This window comes from Delftia sp. 60 (genome assembly GCF_002754395.1).
Classification (GTDB): Bacteria; Pseudomonadota; Gammaproteobacteria; order Burkholderiales; family Burkholderiaceae_C; genus Comamonas; species Comamonas acidovorans.
On the sequence record NZ_PEFD01000001.1, the window covers coordinates 5503891 to 5519020 of the forward strand.

At 66.4% G+C, this 15130-nt stretch carries 16 protein-coding genes; 3 read left to right on the forward strand and 13 right to left on the reverse strand.

Features of this window, described 5'->3' with window-relative positions; translation table 11 throughout:
* Positions 1-53 precede the first annotated feature (53 nt).
* The 3 genes from CLV01_RS24785 to CLV01_RS24795 all read left to right on the forward strand — a co-directional run bounded on the left by CLV01_RS24785 (position 54) and on the right by CLV01_RS24795 (position 3040).
* On the forward strand, positions 54-1070 hold the full coding sequence (locus tag CLV01_RS24785; RefSeq protein ID WP_099732975.1) for a hypothetical protein: 1017 nt from the start codon (positions 54-56) through the stop codon (positions 1068-1070).
* A gap of 110 nt (positions 1071-1180) precedes the next feature.
* Entirely contained in the window at positions 1181-2263 is a 1083-nt protein-coding gene (locus CLV01_RS24790) for a GGDEF domain-containing response regulator (protein WP_012207049.1), read from the forward strand.
* Between the two features lie 108 nt (positions 2264-2371).
* Positions 2372-3040, forward strand: coding sequence for a mechanosensitive ion channel family protein (locus tag CLV01_RS24795; RefSeq protein WP_170962006.1), 669 nt, complete (start codon positions 2372-2374; stop codon positions 3038-3040).
* A gap of 67 nt (positions 3041-3107) precedes the next feature.
* Here the strand turns inward: CLV01_RS24795 and purT are convergent, their stop codons facing one another.
* The 13 genes from purT to lepA form a co-directional block, all read right to left on the reverse strand.
* Positions 3108-4325 carry a formate-dependent phosphoribosylglycinamide formyltransferase gene (gene purT, locus CLV01_RS24800; protein WP_063328131.1) on the reverse strand — a complete coding sequence of 406 codons (1218 nt, stop codon included), beginning with the start codon at positions 4323-4325 and terminating at the stop codon, positions 3108-3110.
* 110 nt (positions 4326-4435) lie between these two features.
* Complete coding sequence (locus tag CLV01_RS24805; protein WP_099732974.1) at positions 4436-5098, reverse strand: HD domain-containing protein; 663 nt, start codon at positions 5096-5098, stop codon at positions 4436-4438.
* Between the two features lie 18 nt (positions 5099-5116).
* Complete coding sequence (locus tag CLV01_RS24810; protein ID WP_099735060.1) at positions 5117-5776, reverse strand: DUF1294 domain-containing protein; 660 nt, start codon at positions 5774-5776, stop codon at positions 5117-5119.
* A gap of 7 nt (positions 5777-5783) precedes the next feature.
* Positions 5784-6881: a 6-phosphofructokinase gene (locus CLV01_RS24815; protein WP_063328133.1), complete on the reverse strand. Its 1098-nt coding sequence runs from the start codon at positions 6879-6881 to the stop codon at positions 5784-5786.
* Between the two features lie 111 nt (positions 6882-6992).
* Positions 6993-8084 (reverse strand): beta-N-acetylhexosaminidase, encoded by a 1092-nt coding sequence (gene nagZ / locus CLV01_RS24820; RefSeq protein ID WP_099732973.1) that lies wholly within the window; start codon positions 8082-8084, stop codon positions 6993-6995.
* A gap of 59 nt (positions 8085-8143) precedes the next feature.
* Positions 8144-8539 carry a holo-ACP synthase gene (gene acpS, locus CLV01_RS24825; protein ID WP_013801000.1) on the reverse strand — a complete coding sequence of 132 codons (396 nt, stop codon included), beginning with the start codon at positions 8537-8539 and terminating at the stop codon, positions 8144-8146.
* 20 nt (positions 8540-8559) lie between these two features.
* Positions 8560-9333 (reverse strand): pyridoxine 5'-phosphate synthase, encoded by a 774-nt coding sequence (locus CLV01_RS24830; RefSeq protein WP_043821481.1) that lies wholly within the window; start codon positions 9331-9333, stop codon positions 8560-8562.
* Positions 9330-10100 carry a DNA repair protein RecO gene (gene recO / locus CLV01_RS24835; protein ID WP_012207058.1) on the reverse strand — a complete coding sequence of 257 codons (771 nt, stop codon included), beginning with the start codon at positions 10098-10100 and terminating at the stop codon, positions 9330-9332. Before recO ends, CLV01_RS24830 begins: the two co-directional genes overlap by 4 nt.
* Before the next feature lie 27 nt (positions 10101-10127).
* Positions 10128-11162, reverse strand: coding sequence for a GTPase Era (gene era / locus CLV01_RS24840; protein WP_012207059.1), 1035 nt, complete (start codon positions 11160-11162; stop codon positions 10128-10130).
* Positions 11159-11842 carry a ribonuclease III gene (rnc, locus tag CLV01_RS24845; RefSeq protein WP_012207060.1) on the reverse strand — a complete coding sequence of 228 codons (684 nt, stop codon included), beginning with the start codon at positions 11840-11842 and terminating at the stop codon, positions 11159-11161. Before rnc ends, era begins: the two co-directional genes overlap by 4 nt.
* Positions 11843-12205 (reverse strand): DUF4845 domain-containing protein, encoded by a 363-nt coding sequence (locus CLV01_RS24850; protein WP_012207061.1) that lies wholly within the window; start codon positions 12203-12205, stop codon positions 11843-11845.
* 80 nt (positions 12206-12285) lie between these two features.
* Entirely contained in the window at positions 12286-13263 is a 978-nt protein-coding gene (gene lepB, locus CLV01_RS24855) for a signal peptidase I (RefSeq protein ID WP_012207062.1), read from the reverse strand.
* The gene (lepA, locus tag CLV01_RS24860) at positions 13263-15071 is read right to left on the reverse strand and encodes a translation elongation factor 4 (RefSeq protein ID WP_012207063.1); all 1809 of its coding nucleotides are present in this window, start codon (positions 15069-15071) and stop codon (positions 13263-13265) included. The genes lepB and lepA overlap by 1 nt, the downstream gene beginning before the upstream one ends.
* Between the last annotated feature and the right edge of the window lie 59 nt (positions 15072-15130).

Here is a 15130-nt window from a genome sequence, read left to right on the forward strand (position 1 = left end):
AGCCGCCTGCGTTCCCTTGGGAGCCAGGCGGCTTTTCCCTATACTGGCTCGCCATGCACATCCCCACCTACTGGGCGCAGGCGCGCCTGCGGCATGAAAGCCGCCCCACCCACGGCATCACCGTCCAGCGCTGGGGATGGTCCGACACCAGCCAGGAAGCCGCCCAGGCCCACGCACAGGAGCGTGCTGGCCAGGCCCTGGAAGCCGCCCGCAATGCGGCGCTTCCAAAGGGCGAGCCCCGCATGGAATGGAAGAACGAGTACGCGCTCGACGGCTTCACCACCCCCATCCGCGAAGAAGTCCTGCAGCGCCGCGACGGCACGGTCATGACGCGCAACAGCTACGGCGCCCACTGCCTGAACACCGAGCGCGTGGCCATCGCCGATATCGACCTGCCCGAGCCGCCCAGCGCCGTGCGCTTTCCCGTCGTGACCCTGCTGTTGTTGGCTTCGGTCGCCATCTGGCTGGCCCGGCTGGCACCGCACAAGAACAATTCGCGGATGGTGGCCACGGCACTGGTCGTGCTGCTGCTGTTCCTGGCCATGCGGCGCGTGCAGCGCTGGTGGGAAGCACGCCAGGCGCGCCAGCGTGCGGCCACGGACTCGCCGGCCGCGCGCGCCATGGAGCGCGTCCTAACCTTCCACAAAAGCCACCCCGACTGGGGACTGCGCGTCTACGAAACACCCAAGGGCCTGCGCGTCATCGTCACGCATGCCGATTTCGCATCGGACGATCCGGCCGTCGGGCAGTTGTTCGACGCCCTGCAGGTGGACCCGCTCTATGCCCTGCTGTGCGAGCGCCAGCAATGCTTTCGCGCACGTGTCTCCGGCAAGCCCTGGCGCATGGGCCTGACCGGCCTATCCACCTCGCTGCGCAGCTGGCCCGTTTCCGAAGACCGGCAAGAGGAGCGCCGCCAGTGGGCACTTGCCTATGACAGCAAAGCCCAGGGCTTTGCGGCCTGCAGGCTGCTGCAGCAACTGGGCAACCCGCGCATCTGCCCGGCTGCCGACGCCTTTGTGCAGTGGCATGACGAGGCCAGCCGCGCCCGCACGGATCTGCCGCTGGCCTAGCAAAAGCCCCGTGCACACAATCGCACACGGACGCGACACCCGACTTACACTGGCGCCATCCCCACGCCGCGCACTGCGCGGCCCCTTGATCCATTCCTGGTTTCGCAACCATGAAGGCCATGCCCCCCGCCCCACCTCCCCTGCCCACCGACAGCGCCGACTCCCCCGCCATCGAGCCCAGCGGAGCACGCTTCGCCAAGCCGACGGACGAGTCCGCGCCCTTTTGCGTGCTGGTCGTGGAAGACCAGGCCTCGGTGCGTACCAGCCTGGTCAGCGAGCTGCTGCACGCAGGCGTGACCCGCGTGCTGGAGGCTGCCGATGGCCCCAGCGCCCTGGTCCTGTTCCGCGAGCAGCGCCCCGACCTGGTGCTGCTGGACATCCGCCTGCCCGGCGAGGATGGCTACTGGGTTGCCCGCCAGCTGCGCGAGGCCGAGCCCGGCGAGTGGACGCCCGTCATCTTCCTGTCCGGCCTGGACAATGACCTGGATGTGTGGCGCGGCATCGAGGCCGGAGGCGACGACTACCTGGTCAAGCCCGTCAAGCCCATCGTGCTCGTGGCCAAGCTGCGCGCCATGCGCCGCCTGCTGGACATGCGCCGGCGCCTGGTATCGCTGTCGGCCGAGCTTCACGAGGCCAACCAGAAGCTCAATGAAATGGTCGAGCTCGACCAGCTCACGGGCCTGGTCAACCGCCGAGGCTTCGACCGCATCCTGCATGCAGAGATCGCCTCGGCCCGGCGCGAAGGCCAGCCGCTGACGCTGATGCTCTGCGACCTGGACCATTTCAAGCGCTACAACGACACCTATGGCCACGTGCATGGCGATGAATGCCTGAAACAGATCGGACGCCTGCTGCGCGAGGTCTGCGTACGCCCCCGTGACGTGGCGGCGCGCTATGGCGGTGAGGAATTCGCGCTCATCCTGCCGCGCACGCCACGCTCGGGCGCCATGACGTTTGCGCGCGCCGTGGGCCAGATGCTGCGCGTGCTGCGCATACGCCACCCCGATTCGCCCCATGAATCGGGTCTCACGCTGTCGGGCGGCATCACCACCTGCATTCCCGACGAATACACCAGCGCCGAAGCCATGCTCATGCGCGCCGACCAGGCTCTGTACGCGGCCAAGGCGCAGGGACGCGACCGCTTCTTCAGCTTCGAGATGCAGATGGACACGGTGGAGCAGCGCCGCACCTGACTGCCGGGCCTTGCGCCTGCGCTTACGATCGCAGCTCAACGCCGGGCGCGCGCGAGCTGCGCATCCGGGTCCCGAAAGCGGATTCCTGTTTCCTGAATGTTTGAAGTTATGCGTCGTTTTCAAGCGCACCTGCCCACCTGGATGCAGGATTGGCTGGAGTTCATCATCCCCGGTGCCCAGATCCTGCTGATCATCGGTGCGGCCTGGCTGCTCAATCGCCTGGTTCGCCGGCTGATCGCACGCGCAGGCCGGCACTACGGCCTGCCGCCGGAGCTGCTGGTGCCGCTGCGCGGCGTGTTCCGCTGGATTCTGATTGCCGCCACCGTGCCCCTGGTACTGGAGCGCCTGGGCGTCTCGGCCACCGTGCTGTGGACGGCCTTCACCGGCTTTGCCACCGTGGGCGCCGTGGCCTTCTTCGCGGCCTGGAGCGTGCTGTCCAACCTGTTCTGCGCCCTGCTCATCGTCATCGTCGGGCCCTTTCGCCTGGGTGACTACATCGAGGTGCTGGACACGGCTGAAAAGCCCGGTGCCAAGGGCCGCGTGATCGACATCAACATGCTCTACACCACCTTGCAGGATGCCCATGCGCCCGATGGCTCACCCAACCTGCTGCAGATCCCCAACTCGCTGATCTTCCAGCGCGTGGTCCGGCGCTGGAAGGGAGGCCTGGGCGCGGACGGCGAGCATGCCAGCCATGGCGAGGAGGAGCGCGCCATCCGGCTGACCACGCCGCATGATGCCCAGCCCTCGCAGCCTCCCATGCACACGACCAACTAAGCTCACCTTCCCACGAAAAAAGCCGCCGCCCGGTGCAGGGACGGCGGCTTTGTCGTTCAGCAGCGCTTCAGGGCTTGCGCGGCTTGACCTTGCTGGCGGCCAGCTTGGCGTTGGTGCGCGCCTGCTCCACATCCTGGGCGCGCGCCAGGGCCACGCCCATGCGGCGCTTGACGAAGCTCTCGGGCTTGCCGAACAGGCGCAGGTCCGTGCCCGGCACGGCCAGGGCCTCGTCCACGCCGTCGAACACCAGGCCTTCGGCATCCTGCCCGCCGTAGATCACGGCGCTGGCGCCGGGGTTGCGCAGCGAGGCATCCACGGGCAGGCCCAGAATGGCGCGCGCATGCAGCTCGAACTCGCTTTGCCACTGCGTGGCCAGCGTCACCAGCCCCGTGTCGTGCGGGCGCGGCGAGACTTCGCTGAACCAGACCTGCTCGCCCTTGACGAACAGCTCCACGCCAAACAGGCCCAGGCCGCCCAGGTCATCGGTCACCGCCTTGGCGATGTCGCGCGACTTCTGCAGCGCCGCCGGGTGCATGGGATGGGGCTGCCAGCTTTCCACATAGTCGCCGGACTGCTGGATGTGGCCGATCGGATCGCAGAAATGCGTCTGCACCTGGCCGTCCGGCCCCTTGGCGCGCACCGTGAGCTGGGTGATTTCGTAGTCGAAGTCGATGAAGCCCTCAACGATCACGCGGCCATGGCTCACGCGGCCGCCGGCCATGGCGTAGTCCCAGGCCTTGGCCACGTCGTCCGGGCCGTCCAGCTTGCTCTGGCCCTTGCCCGAGCTGCTCATCACGGGCTTGACCACGCAAGGGAAGCCGATGGCGGGCTGGCCATCCGTGCCGTCGATGGCGGCCTGCAGCTCCTGCTGCGAATCACAGAAGCGATAAGGGCTGGTGGCCAGGCCCAGCGTCTCGGCGGCCAGGCGGCGGATGCCTTCCCGGTCCATGGTCAGGCGCGCGGCGCGAGCCGTGGGGATCACGGTGACCACACCGGCTGCTTCCAGCTCTTCGAGCATGGACGTGGCAATGGCCTCGATCTCGGGCACGACCAGGTCGGGCTTCTCGGCCTCGATCAAGGCCTTGAGCTGGGCCGGATCGCTCATGGTGATGGTGCGCGCGTGGTGGGCCACCTGCTGGCCGGGCGCGTTCTCGTAGCGGTCCACGGCGATCGTCTCCACGCCCAGGCGCTGCAGCGCGATCAGTACTTCCTTGCCGAGTTCGCCGCTGCCCAGCAGCATGACTTTGGTGGCATGGGGGGAGTAAGGGGTTCCAAGGGTGGTCATCTGCGCGTCCTGTGAGCCAGGCGGAGCCTGGGCAAGATAAGAAAGAGAGGGAGGCAGGCCTGCACGGCCCGCAGCAGCCCCCGATCATAGGACGCCGACGCAGGCGCCGCCTACAAACCCAGCGCCTGCGCGAGGTTGCGCCGCGCCCGCGCCTCCAGCCGTTGCCGGAACCAGTCGGTGCAGTAGATGGCCTCGCGCTGCATGAAGCCCAGCAGCACCTCGCGCCGCTTGGCGCGGTACAGCGGCAAGGGCACCCATTCGTATTCGGCCCGTACCTGCACTTCGTACTCGGCAAACCGCAGGGGGTCGGCCGCGAGAATGCCCAGGTCGGCATCCACCAGCAGTTGGGCGTCGATTCCGGACGGCTGTGCAGCGTGGCAGGTCGCCATGATCAGGCCGTGCACGCGCCCGGCCACATCGGCAGGCAGACCCTGCTCACGCAGCACGGCGGCGGCCCAGTCGGCGCTGCGCGCCTCGTTGTCCTTGGCTTGTGTTTGGTAGACAGCGTCATGGAACCACAGCGCCAGTGCCACCTCGCCGGGGTGCTCGGCCAGGCCCAGCGCCGGTTGCAGCAGGCCCATGGCCTCGCCCAGATGCTGCAGCGTGTGGTAGTGGCGCTGGGGCTCGCTGTAGCTTTGCAGCAGCTCGGCCAGCACAGGCGGCGGAGCGCTGGCACCCAGTGCGGACCAGGCGCTCTCCCAAGACGCCTGCCAGGTCTGCAGCGATGCATCGTTTGCGGAGGACATTTGGGGCCGTGGTCCAGCATGGGTCATCGCCAGTTCCTTCAATTTTCAGAAGATGCCGGGCGCCAGCGCCCGCAGCGGCGCACCTGCCGATGACAGCAGCCAGGCCAGCAGGCCGCAGTTGAGCACCACCGTGATCCAGAACACCAACTGGAACGAGGCCTTGCTGGACTTATGCCGCAGCAGGCCTTGCGCCAGCAATGCGCCGGGCCAGCCGCACAGCAGTGCCAGCAGGTGCAGACGGCTTTCGCTGGTGCGCCAGCGGTCGTTCCTGGCGGCGGACTTGTCGAATCCATAGACCATGAAGGTCACAAAGCTTGCCGCCGCATACAGGCCGACCAGTGTCCAGGGCATGCGGCCGCTCCAGGCAACAGCCAGCAGCACGCAGAAGAAGGCAGCGGCCAGGCCTACCGCCACCGGGCCTCGCACAGGCGGCAGAGGCCGCGAAGGCGTGCCGGCACGGCTTCGCCGCGCAGGCTGCGGGCGGCCGGTCCTTGGTTCGTCAATGAAGGCCACATCCTGCGCGCGCCATTTTCTTTGGGCATTGCGGCTGGGCACGTAGCTGACACGCTCTCCGCCCTCGGGCCTGCGGCGGCGATCGGTGAAGGACTTGATATGGACAAAGACCTGCGCGCCGCCTCCATCGGGTTCGATGAAGCCGAAGCCCTGCTCGTCCTTCCAGCCGGTGAGACGTCCCTGCTGCCGCATGGCGGGCTCAGTGGCTGCCGGCTGCGGCCGGCCGCGCATCCTGCTTGCATGGCTCGCCCAGGCAAATGCCTATGTCGCGCGCCATGGTGAGCAGGCCGTGGTCCAGGGGCACGGTGCGCTGGGTGTTGGCCACGCGGGAGATTTCCACGCTGCCGATCTCGCCGCCCTGCAGGGTGACCATGCGGCCGAAGCGCCCCGACAGCACCAGTTGCGCCGCATGGTGGCCGTACTGCGTGGCCAGCACGCGGTCAAAGGGCGTGGGGTCGCCGCCGCGCTGTACATGGCCGAGGACCGTGGTGCGCACCTCGCTCCTGAGGTGGGGCTGCAGGCGCTCGCGCAGCACATGGCCGACACCGCCCAGGCGGACCGGGTCGGGGCTTTGCTCGATGCGCTCGCGCACCGTGAGGCTGGCGCCGCTTTCCTTGGCGCCCTCGCCGATGCAGATGATGGTATAGCGCTGGCGCTGCTCGCGGCCCCGGCAGAAGTCGACGATGGCCTGCAGGTCGTAATCGATCTCGGGCAGCAGGATGACGTCGGCCGCACCGGCAATGCCGGCCTCCAGCGCCAGCCATCCGGCATGGCGCCCCATGGTCTCGACGATCATCACGCGGTGGTGGCTGTTGGCCGTGCTCTCGATGCGGCGCAGCGCCTCGGTGGCCGTGGCCACGGCGGTGTCGAAGCCAAAGCTGCGCTCGCAATTGGCAATGTCGTTGTCGATGGTCTTGGGCACGCCCACGCAGGTCAGTCCCACCTGTTCGGCCAGGCCATGCGCCAGGCTCATGGTGCCGTCACCGCCGATGGCCACCACCACGTCCAGGCCCAGCGCCCGGACATTGCGGCCCACATGCTCCAGCGTGGCCGCATCGCGCAGGGGGTTGGCGCTGTTGCTGGTGCCCAGGATGGTGCCGCCCACATGCAGGATGCCCGAGACCTCGTCCCAGCCCAGGGGCTTGACGCCGGGCGGGTCGAGCATCAGGCCCTCGAAGCCGTCGGCAATGCCCAGCACCTCGCACTGGCCGTGGTTGATCAGGGACTTGGTGACCGCACGGATCACCGCATTCAGGCCGGGGCAGTCGCCACCTCCGGTCAGCACGCCAACGCGCATGGGAAAACTCTCCTGTGAAACACCGGCCGACGCGCCCTTTACAACACGCACATGCCTTTGCAAAGCCCGCCTTGGCCCTCGGAGCGGCCAGCGGCGGCGTCCTTCAATCCATCAAGGCAGCAGGTCCAGCGCCTGCAGATAGGCAGGCTGGCGCATGAGGTCGTCCCAGGGCTGGGGCACGGTCTCCGGCAGCAGGGCCACGCGGCGCGATTCGCTGTCGGCATCGGGCTGCCAGCGGCCGCTGCGCTGCGCGGCCTCCATGCCGGCCAGCAGCTCGTCCACATGCTCGCCCAGGCCCAGGCTCTGGTTGCACAGCAGCACCATGTCGCAGCCCGCCTCCAGCGCGGCCAGGGCCGCGTCGGTATAGCCGATGAGCTGGCCGTCGATGCGGCGCGCGCCCTCCATGCTCAGGTCGTCGCTGAAGATGGCGCCGTCATAGCGCAGGCGGCTGCGCAGGATGTCCTTGAGCCACTTGGCAGAAAAACCGGCCGGGCGCTTGTCGACCTTGGGGTAGATCACATGGGCCGGCATCACGGCCGTGAGCACGCTGGACAACCAGGGATAGGGCGCGGCGTCCTCGCTCAGGATGGCGGTGAGGCTGCGGCCATCGACCGGAATGTCCACATGCGAATCAGCCTTGACGAAGCCGTGGCCGGGAAAGTGCTTGCCGCAGTTGCCCATGCCGGCCTGCAGCAGGCCGTGCATGAGGCTGCGGGCCAGCGCGGCCACCACGCGCGGGTCGCGGTGGAAGCTGCGGTCGCCGATGACGCTGCTGGCACCGTAGTCAAGGTCCAGCACCGGGGTGAAGCTGAAATCCACGCCGCAGGCGCGCAGCTCGGTGCCCAGCACGTAGCCGGCCGCCGTGGCGGCATTCATGGCGGCCAGGGCGCCGCTGCCTTCGCGGTGCTTGCTGCCCTGGCCGTCGTCCATCCACATCTGGCCGAAGGCGCGCATGGGCGGCAGGTGCGTGAAGCCGTCAGCGCGAAAACGCTGCACGCGCCCGCCCTCATGGTCCACGCAGATCAGCAAATCGGGCTTGACCGCCTTGATATCGGCGCACAGCTGCACCAGCTGCTCGCGGCTTTCCCAGTTGCGGGCAAAGAGGATGATGCCGCCGACCAGCGGATGTGCCAGGCGCTGGCGGTCCACATCGGTGAGTGCCTTGCCGGCGATGTCGATGATGAGGGGTGCGTGCTCGGTCATGCCGGGAGTTCCTATGAATCCTGTGGAGTCAAAAAAGCCAGCGTCACGCTGGCCGGGTATCAGGCGCGGCGCTCGACCACGCAGAAGCTGGCCGCGTAGTCGCTCTCGTCGGTCACGGACAGGTGCACCTGCAGGTTGCGCGCCTCGAACCATTCCTTGAGCGCGCCGTGCAGCACGATGGCAGGCTGGCCACTGGGCAGCTTGACGACCTCGCAGCTGCGCCAGGTCATGGGCATGACCATGCCCATGCCTATGGCTTTGGAAAAGGCCTCCTTGGCGGAAAAGCGCGTGGCCACGAAGCGGATGCCGCGCTCAGGCCAGCGCGCGCGGCGGGCACGCCAGGTGGCCAGCTCGCCCTCGGCCAGCACCTTCTCGGCGAAACGGTCGCCATGGCGCTCCAGGCTGGCGCGGATGCGGCGCACGTCGCAGATGTCGGTACCGATGCCGTAGATCATGGATTCGCTCCGCGAAAGCTTCAGGCGCGCGCCGCCATGCCCTGGTCTATGCACTGCTGGTAGGCGCGCACGGTTTCGGCGTAGCCCAGCTCCAGCGCGTCGGCGATCAGCGCATGGCCGATGGAGACTTCGAGCAGGCCCGGCACGCGCGCCACGAAGGCGGCCAGGTTGTCACGGCTGAGGTCATGGCCGGCATTGATGCCCAGCCCGGCATCCAAAGCCGCCTGGGCCGCCGCCGCATAGGCCTGCAGCTGCGCTTCCTGGTCTGCCGTGCCCCAGGCAGCTGCGTAGGGTTCGGTATACAGCTCGACCCGGTCGGCGCCCACGGCGCGCGCAGCGGCCATCTGGGCGGGCACGGGGTCCATGAACAGGCTGACGCGCACGCCGAGTTGGCGGCATTCGGCAATCAGCGGCTTCAGGCGCTCGGCGTCCTGCGGGAAGTTCCAGCCATGGTCGCTGGTGAACTGGTCCTCGCTGTCGGGCACAAAGGTGGCCTGGTGCGGGCGTGTGTCGCGGATGAAGTCCATGAGGTTCTGCGTCGGGTTGCCCTCGATGTTGAACTCCGCCTGCGGCCACTGTGTCATCAGCGCCTGCAGTTCATAGACATCCTCGCTGCGGATATGGCGCTGGTCGGGACGCGGATGGATGGTGATGCCCTGGGCACCGGCCTCCAGGCAGATGCGCGCGGCGCGCGTCACGCTGGGAATGCCCAGGTGGCGCGTGTTGCGCAGCAGCGCAACCTTGTTGACATTGACCGACAGCGCCGTGCGCTGCGAAGCGTGGGAAAGATTCATAGCGATTGCAGATCCATCATCAGCTGGCGGGTGCGCAGCATGGGACTGCCGCAATGGTATTGCAGCAGGGCCCTCAGTTGGGGCTTGAGGGCCAGCGCCTGCTCGGGTTGGGCCACCACATGCAGCGTGGCGTTGAAGGCCTGCCGGGCCTGCAGCGCGCTTTCAATGGCCTGCCATTGCGCAGCGCCCAGCACGGCGCGCTCGCCCTGCAGCGCCGGGCGCAGGCCGCCTTCGGCAACCAGCGCATAGCGGCGGCCTTCGGCCAGCGGCGCCAGCGTGGCGCTTTCCTCATTCAAGGCGGGCAGATGGCCCAGTTCGCGCAGCAGCAGCAGCTCGAAGGTGCGCAGCACGGGCTCGATGGCATCGCCATGCTGGCCCGCCAGCACGCGCACCACGCCGGCATAGATGTCGAACAGCGCCGCATAGGGATCGTCTCGCGCCAGCAGGCGCATCAGCAGCTCGTTGAGGTACAGGCCCGACATCAGGGCGTCGCCCTGGGGCATGACATGGCCGCCCACCCACTCGGCGCCCTTGAGGGTGTGGATCTCGGCATTGCCCTCGCCGCCCAGGCTGTAGCTCAGGCTCAGCGGCTGCAGCGGCAGCAGCACGGGGCGAAAGTTCGAGGTCGGGCGCTTGACGCCCTTGGCCGCCAGCGCCACGCGGCCCCGGTGCCGCGTGAAGACCTCGAGGATCAGGCTGGACTCGCTCCAGTCATAGCTGTGCAGCACATAGGCCGGCTCATCCGAGACACGCTTGGCGCTAGCCATGGACAGAGGGCCTTGCGGGGAGGTTTCTCACTCGTAGCCGAAGGAGCGCACGCGGGCCTCGTCGTCGGCCCAGCCCGAGCGCACCTTGACCCAGACTTCGAGGAAGACCTTGGCATCCATGAGCTTTTCCAGCTCCTGGCGCGCCTCGGTGCTGATGCGCTTGAGGCGCTCGCCCTTCTCTCCGATGATCATGGCCTTGTGTCCGTCGCGCTCGACCACGATGGTCGCCGCCACGCGGATGAAGCGCTTGTGCTGCTTGCTGGCCTCTTCCTCGAACTTGTCGATGACCACCGTGGAGGTGTAGGGCAGCTCGTCGCCCGTGAAGCGGAACAGCTTCTCGCGGACGGTTTCCGAGGCGAGGAACTTCTCGCTGCGGTCGGTCAGCTCGTCGGGCGCATACATCCAGTCCTGCTCGGGCAGGTACTTCTCGCAGATGCCGAACAGGCGCTCGATGTCGCCCTTGCTCTTGGCCGACATGGGCACGAACTCGGCAAACGGATGGCGCTCCTGCATGCTCTTGAGCCAGGGGGCGATCTCGGCACGGCGGCCCACGGTATCGAGCTTGTTGGCGATCAGCAGCGTGGGAATGCCGGGCTTGAACAGCGACAGCACCTTGGCATCGGCCAGCGTGAACTGGCCGGCTTCCACGACGAACAGGATCAGGTCCACGTCGCCGATGGCGCCCATCACGGTCTTGTTGAGCGACTTGTTCAGCGCCGTGCTGTGCTTGGTCTGGAAACCCGGTGTATCGACGAAGATGAACTGCGTCGCGGCGCGCGAGCGAATGCCCGTGATGCGGTGGCGCGTGGTCTGCGCCTTGCGCGAGGTGATGCTGATCTTCTGGCCCACCAGCGCATTCATCAGCGTGGACTTGCCCACATTGGGCTTGCCGACGATGGCGATCAGGCCGCAGCGCTGCGGGCCTGTCGGCACCTCGGGCGCCTGGGCTTCATCAGGGGCGGATGCCGTGCGTGCTGCGCCGGCGCCGGGCTTGGCCGCAGCCAGCAGGGCATCGAGTTCGGCGGCGGTCTGTGCCGGCGCCGGAGGTTTGTCTTGGTTCATGCGTGTCTTGCTTTCAATAGTTCCAGCATGGCTGTGGCAGCCGTCTGCTCTGCGGCTCTGCGCGAGGCACCCGTTCCCCGGGCCTGCAATTGCAGCTCGGCAATCGCGCAGGCCACTTCAAAGGTCTGGCGGTGGGCGGCTCCCGTGGTGGCGACCACCTCGTACTGCGGCAGCTTCATGCGCCGTCCCTGCAGCCATTCCTGCAGGGCCGTCTTCGCATCCTTTTCGGCTGCGCGCATGTGGGGGTTGATGTCCACGCCCTCGAAAAGATGGTGTACCACCTTCTCGCCCGCCGCGTAGCCGGCATCCAGATAGACCGCGCCGATCAGGGCCTCGACCGCATCGGCCAGGATGGAGGGGCGTTGCTTGCCGCCCGACTTGGATTCACCCTCGCCCAGGCGCAGCAGATCGGGCAACTGCAGCCTCAGCGCGATCTGGTGCAGCGTGCCTTCCTTGACCAGGTTGGCGCGCACGCGGGACAGATCGCCCTCGGGCATGGAACTGAGCCGCTGGTAGAGCAGGCTGGAAATGGCAAGGTTCAGCACCGAGTCACCGAGGAATTCCAGGCGCTCGTTGTTGTCTGCCGAGAAGCTGCGGTGCGTGACGGCACGCTGCAGCAATGCAGGCTCGGCAAATTGATGCTGCAGCCTCAGCTGCAGCGCATTCAGTAAGGGAGGCACCTATTGGGTCTGCTTCTTAAAACGATAAGTCAGGTAGGCGGGGCCCACGAGATGGATCTCGCGCGAATATTCGAACCCCACCACCACACGGTCATTGATCTTGGTCACTTCGAGATCGCCACCCTTGACGGAGGTGAAGTCATCGATGGCAGCGGAACGCTCGAAGCTGGCTTTCACCTCGGCCACGGAATTGCCCTCGCGGGCCGCCTTGTTGGCAGCCTTGACGATGGCCTGGTATTCCAGGAAGACAGGCACGGATTGTGCGCCCACGGCCACCACGCCCACGCCCAGGGCAATCACAAACACCAGTCCCAGAAAGGACAGGCCGCGCTGGCGCGAACGCCGGTTGTTCGATGTCAACATGCTTTTTCCTCCTCCGATGTGAATCCCTCGCGCATGCCCGGGCCACTGCGGTCCTCAGGCATGCATGTGATGTGATGTGATCAATGGAAGCTGCCGATGCGCTTGAAATCCCCGAAGTTCATCCAGACAAAGAAAGCCCGGCCCACGATGTTCTTGTCGGGCACAAAGCCCCAGTAGCGGGAATCCAGCGAGTTGTCGCGGTTGTCGCCCATCATGAAGTACTGGCCCTCCGGCACCTTGCAGGTGATGCCTTCGACGCTGTAACGGCAGTTCTCGCGGAACTCGAAGCCGCTGGCGCCCTGGATGAAGGCCGGCACGTCCTGGTTCACGATCATGCGGTGCGGCTTGTCGCCCAGCGACTCCTCGTACTGCTTGAAGTAGCGCATCGCATCCTTGTCGAAGAAGTCGGGCAGTGCATTGACCGGGACTTCCTTGCCATTGATCGTCAGCCGCTTGTTCAGGTAGGCGATCTCGTCGCCCGGCAGGCCCACCACCCGCTTGATGTAGTCCAGACTGGGCTGGGGCGGGTAGCGGAACACCACCACATCGCCACGCTGCAGCGGCGTTCCCTGCGTGATCTTGGTGTTGATCACCGGCAGGCGCACGCCATAGGTGAACTTGTTCACCAGGATCAGGTCGCCCACGAGCAGCGTGGGGATCATGGAGCCAGACGGGATCTTGAACGGCTCGAACAGGAACGAGCGCAGCACGAAGACGATCGCGATCACCGGGAACAGGCCTGCCGTCCAGTCCAGCCACCAGGGCTGCATGAGGATGCGGCCCTTGGCCTCTTCAGACACCTCGATGTCGGTCTTGGCGATGCCCATGCGGTCGAGTTCTGCGCGGCGTGCCACGGCAGCCTCCTCGATGGCCACGGCAGCGCGGCGGCGGCGCGGCAGGAAGTACAGCCGCTCGGCCACCCAGTACAGGCCCGTGACCACGGTGGCCAGGAACAGCAGCAACGCGAAGTTGCCCTCGATGAAGCCTGTGTACCAGGCGCCGATATAGCCCACGAAGGCCGCGAGTACGACGGCCGTAATCCATTGCATGGCTTGCATCAATCCTCCACTTGCAGGATGGCCAGGAAGGCCTCCTGGGGCACTTCCACCGATCCGATCTGCTTCATGCGCTTCTTGCCGGCCTTTTGCTTTTCCAGCAGCTTGCGCTTGCGGGTGATGTCGCCGCCGTAGCACTTGGCCAGCACGTTCTTGCGCATGGCCTTGACGGTTTCCCGCGCAATGATGTTGGCGCCGATGGCGGCCTGGATGGCCACATCGAACATCTGGCGGCTGATGATCTCGCGCATCTTGGCCACCACGGCCCGGCCGCGGTACGTGGCCTGGGAGCGGTGCACGATGATGGACAGCGCATCGACCTTCTCGCCATTGAGCAGGATGTCCACCTTCACCACGTCGGAGGCGCGGTACTCCTTGAACTCATAGTCCATGGAGGCGTAGCCGCGCGAGACCGACTTGAGCTTGTCGAAGAAGTCCAGCACGATTTCGCCCAGAGGCATCTCATAGGTGAGCATCACCTGGCGGCCGTGGTATTGCATGTTGATCTGCACGCCGCGCTTCTGGTTGGCCAGCGTCATCACCGGGCCCACATAGTCCTGGGGCATGTACAGGTGGACGGTGACGATGGGCTCGCGCACCTCCTCGATACGGCCGGCATCGGGCATCTTGGACGGGTTCTCGACCTGGATGACCTCGCCATCGCCCTTGACCACTTCGTAGACCACGCTGGGCGCGGTGGTGATCAGGTCCTGGTCGAATTCGCGCTCCAGGCGCTCCTGCACGATTTCCATGTGCAGCAGGCCCAGGAAGCCGCAGCGAAAGCCGAAGCCCAGCGCCTGCGAGACTTCAGGCTCGAACTGCAGGGACGAATCGTTGAGCTGCAGCTTCTCCAGCGCATCGCGCAGCTGGTCGTACTCGCTGGCTTCGGTGGGGTACAGACCCGCGAACACCTGGGGCTTGATTTCCTTGAAGCCGGGCAGGGCCTCGGTGGCAGGACCCAGATTGTTGGGAAGCTTCTTTTCCAGCGTGATGGTGTCGCCCACCTTGGCTGCCTTGAGCTCCTTGATGCCGGCAATGATGTAGCCCACCTCGCCGGCGCGCAGCACGTCGCGCGGCACGTCGGCCGGGGTGAACACGCCCAGGTTGTTGGCTTCATAGGCAGCGCCCGAGGCCATCATCTTGAAGCGCTCGCCACGCTTGAGTTCACCATCGACCACGCGCACCAGCATCACGACGCCGACATAGGTGTCGAACCAGCTATCGATGATCATGGCGCGCAGCTGGCCATTGGGATCGCCCTTTGGCGGCGGCACCTTGGCGACCACCGCCTCCAGGATCTCCTCGATGCCCATGCCGGTCTTGGCCGAGCAGGGAATGGCGTCGCTGGCATCGATGCCGATGACATCCTCGATCTCGGCCCTGGCATTTTCGGGATCGGCCTGGGGCAGATCCATCTTGTTGAGAACAGCCGTCACTTCCACGCCGAGTTCCAGCGCGGTGTAGCAGTTGGCCACGGTCTGCGCCTCGACGCCCTGCGAGGCATCCACCACCAGCAGCGCTCCCTCGCAGGCGGACAGCGAACGCGAGACTTCATACGAGAAGTCCACGTGGCCGGGCGTGTCGATGAGGTTGAGGTTGTAGACCTGGCCATCCTTGGCCTTGTACTGCAGGGCTGCGGTCTGCGCCTTGATAGTGATGCCGCGCTCTTTCTCGATATCCATCGAGTCCAGCACCTGGGCTTCCATGTCACGGTCAGCCAAGCCTCCGCAACGCTGGATGAGGCGGTCAGCCAGCGTCGACTTGCCATGGTCGATGTGCGCAATGATGGAAAAATTTCTGATGTGGTTCATCAACGGGAAGGACTGCTAGTGAAAGTGGAAAACGACAGGGCCGGCGCGCAAGAAAAAAG

What these genes read in the sequence shown, in the direction of transcription:
- CLV01_RS24830 (WP_043821481.1), bottom strand. Translation starts at nt 9,333, where the DNA reads ATGAATCTTTCCCACGCTTCGCAGCGCACGGCGCTGTCGGTCAATGTC.
- CLV01_RS24815 (WP_063328133.1), bottom strand. Translation starts at nt 6,881, where the DNA reads ATGCGCGTTGGCGTGCTGACCGGAGGTGGCGACTGCCCCGGCCTGAAT.
- purT (WP_063328131.1), bottom strand. Translation starts at nt 4,325, where the DNA reads ATGACCACCCTTGGAACCCCTTACTCCCCCCATGCCACCAAAGTCATG.
- CLV01_RS24790 (WP_012207049.1), top strand. Translation starts at nt 1,181, where the DNA reads ATGAAGGCCATGCCCCCCGCCCCACCTCCCCTGCCCACCGACAGCGCC.
- nagZ (WP_099732973.1), bottom strand. Translation starts at nt 8,084, where the DNA reads ATGACCGAGCACGCACCCCTCATCATCGACATCGCCGGCAAGGCACTC.
- recO (WP_012207058.1), bottom strand. Translation starts at nt 10,100, where the DNA reads ATGGCTAGCGCCAAGCGTGTCTCGGATGAGCCGGCCTATGTGCTGCAC.
- CLV01_RS24795 (WP_170962006.1), top strand. Translation starts at nt 2,372, where the DNA reads ATGCGTCGTTTTCAAGCGCACCTGCCCACCTGGATGCAGGATTGGCTG.
- era (WP_012207059.1), bottom strand. Translation starts at nt 11,162, where the DNA reads ATGAACCAAGACAAACCTCCGGCGCCGGCACAGACCGCCGCCGAACTC.
- CLV01_RS24785 (WP_099732975.1), top strand. Translation starts at nt 54, where the DNA reads ATGCACATCCCCACCTACTGGGCGCAGGCGCGCCTGCGGCATGAAAGC.
- lepB (WP_012207062.1), bottom strand. Translation starts at nt 13,263, where the DNA reads ATGCAAGCCATGCAATGGATTACGGCCGTCGTACTCGCGGCCTTCGTG.
- CLV01_RS24850 (WP_012207061.1), bottom strand. Translation starts at nt 12,205, where the DNA reads ATGTTGACATCGAACAACCGGCGTTCGCGCCAGCGCGGCCTGTCCTTT.
- CLV01_RS24805 (WP_099732974.1), bottom strand. Translation starts at nt 5,098, where the DNA reads ATGACCCATGCTGGACCACGGCCCCAAATGTCCTCCGCAAACGATGCA.
- lepA (WP_012207063.1), bottom strand. Translation starts at nt 15,071, where the DNA reads ATGAACCACATCAGAAATTTTTCCATCATTGCGCACATCGACCATGGC.
- CLV01_RS24810 (WP_099735060.1), bottom strand. Translation starts at nt 5,776, where the DNA reads ATGCGGCAGCAGGGACGTCTCACCGGCTGGAAGGACGAGCAGGGCTTC.
- acpS (WP_013801000.1), bottom strand. Translation starts at nt 8,539, where the DNA reads ATGATCTACGGCATCGGTACCGACATCTGCGACGTGCGCCGCATCCGC.